Raw genomic sequence first — 2071 nt, forward strand, 5'->3', positions numbered from 1 at the left:
CCATGCGCCCAGCAGAACGCCAGACGCAATGGATCGCCGCCCGTGCGTTTTGGTGTGGCAAGGTGAGTATAGGCGCCGTAAGCATCGACTTGGATCGTGCCGTTGAAGCCATGCAATATTTCGGCGGCATATTCGCCTTTACGCCCGGGCCGATAGTGGAACACGACACCCGGCGGTGCGGTGCCACCCCATCCCCTGTCGTCTCGCAGCACCGCCCAGAGGTAGCCCGTTTTGGTCTTGCCGCGACCCGGGTCAAGCACCGGGGCGGTGGTCTCATCGACATAAAGCCGCGTGCTTTGCGCCATCAGCCGTTTGGCCATGTGGTCAACCACGGGGGCGATCAGCGCGCCCGTCCGTCCCATCCAGTCGGCCAGAACCGAGCGGTCGATCGGCACCCCATGCCGCGCCATGACCACAGCCTGCCGGTTCAGCGGCATGTGTTCGGAATGCTTGGACACGGCGATCTGTGCCAGCAGCGCCTCGGTGGGCCAACTACCCTCCAGAAGATGCGCCGGGGCTTTGGCCTGCACCACACCCGCGCGCCCCTTGGGGCAGGCGTATTTAGGGCGGATCGTGACGATCACCTGATAGCGCGCCGGGATGTAATCCAGCCGATCGACCCGATCCTCGCCGATCTTGACCATGTCGCCACAGCCGCAAGGGCAGGTAATGCTGTCTGGCTCGATGACACGCTCGACGCGCGGCAGGTGTTCCGGCAAGGCGCGCGCCTTGCGCTTCTTGCGCGGCGCCTTCTTCTCGGGATCGGTCTCGCTGGCCGCGATCTTCTCCTCGACCGCGGCGATCTGTTCCCGGGTCTCGGCGATGGCGGTTTCGAGATCCTCCAGCGCCAGTTCCAACTGCGCGGGGTCCAGCTTCTCGGATTTAGGCCCAAACTTCGCGTGTCGGTATTGTCCGACCTGACCTTCCAGCTTCTCGATCAGTGCCTTCAGTTCGGTGATGAAGGCGTCCTTTTCGGCGACGACCGCCTGTTCATGCTGGCGCGCCGCACGCTCGACCGCCAGCTCGAACCGCGCGGCCTCGAACGCCTTCACAACCTCGGGCGGGAGGTCCGGAAACTGGCTGAGATCGAAGGGCTGCGACATGCGGATTCATAGCCGTTCCGGGCAGGAAAGGCCAATAAAACAACACCAAAACAGGTAAGTAAATCATCCCGCTGCAATGGGTGGGGCGACCCGTTGCGCAACAATCCGGCGCCAATCCAGACCTTCGAACAAAGCCTCGTGCTGGGCTCGCGATAGTCGCATTGTCCCGTCCTGAACTTTGGGCCAGGCAAAGCTGCCTTGTTCCAGGACTTTGTAGACCATCACGAGACCTGTTCCATCCCAGACCAAAATCTTCAGCCTGTCGCCGCGTTTGGAACGGAACACGATCGTCACCCCGGAATGCGGATCGAGCTTCAGCTCGGTCTGCACGATCAGCGCCAGCGCACGATGCCCGCAGCGGAAGTCCACCGGGCGCGTCGCGATCAGGATCGGCTGGCGCTGCCCCGCGACGATCACGGCGCACCCCGCAGCGCCTGCACCAGCGCAACCGCACGTTCCACCGCCACATCATCGGGAATGCGCAGTATCACATCGGACCCGATCTCGATCATCACCACCCCGGCGTCACCGGTCGCAGCCGCCTTCGAAGGAGATGAACCCGACTGACCCGCAGGCTCGGGCAGGATGGACAGCGGCACGAAGGCAGGCTCCGTCGCCTCCGCCTTCGGCAATCCATGAAGCGCGTCCATCAAGTGACCTGGCAGGGCCAGCCGACCTTGCCGTGCATGACGACGCCAATCCGAAAGATGGTGCGGAAGAATGTCATAGCGCGCGGCTACATCCACCACCCGGATACCGGGCTGCAGGCTTTCGGCAACGATCCGCGCTTTCACATCATCCGGCCAATGCCGCTTGCCGCGCCGTCGAGGTTCCACGACCTCGCACTGCCCCACGAACCCGTCACCACCATCCGCCATGTGATACCTCCATCTGCTGACGCAGACCTTGTCGCAGGCGCGTCACGCGTCAGGAATACATCAAATCAATGGGCCGGAACCGCCGCATAC

The 2071-nt window shown here is 63.3% G+C and carries 3 protein-coding genes; all 3 read right to left on the reverse strand.

Annotated features, from left to right (window positions below; translation table 11 throughout):
- The coding region (tnpC, locus tag DC366_RS19380) for an IS66 family transposase (RefSeq protein WP_108693779.1) at nt 1-1103 on the reverse strand (1103 nt) is incomplete at its 3' end.
- A 63-nt stretch (nt 1104-1166) separates the two neighbouring features.
- Nucleotides 1167-1520, reverse strand: a complete 354-nt coding sequence (gene tnpB / locus DC366_RS19385) for an IS66 family insertion sequence element accessory protein TnpB (RefSeq protein ID WP_108693780.1) — start codon at nt 1518-1520, stop codon at nt 1167-1169.
- Nucleotides 1517-1981, reverse strand: a complete 465-nt coding sequence (gene tnpA / locus DC366_RS19390) for an IS66-like element accessory protein TnpA (protein WP_108693781.1) — start codon at nt 1979-1981, stop codon at nt 1517-1519. The genes tnpB and tnpA overlap by 4 nt, the downstream gene beginning before the upstream one ends.
- Between the last annotated feature and the right edge of the window lie 90 nt (nt 1982-2071).

Source organism: Pelagivirga sediminicola, assembly GCF_003072125.1.
Taxonomy (GTDB): Bacteria; Pseudomonadota; Alphaproteobacteria; order Rhodobacterales; family Rhodobacteraceae; genus Roseovarius; species Roseovarius sediminicola.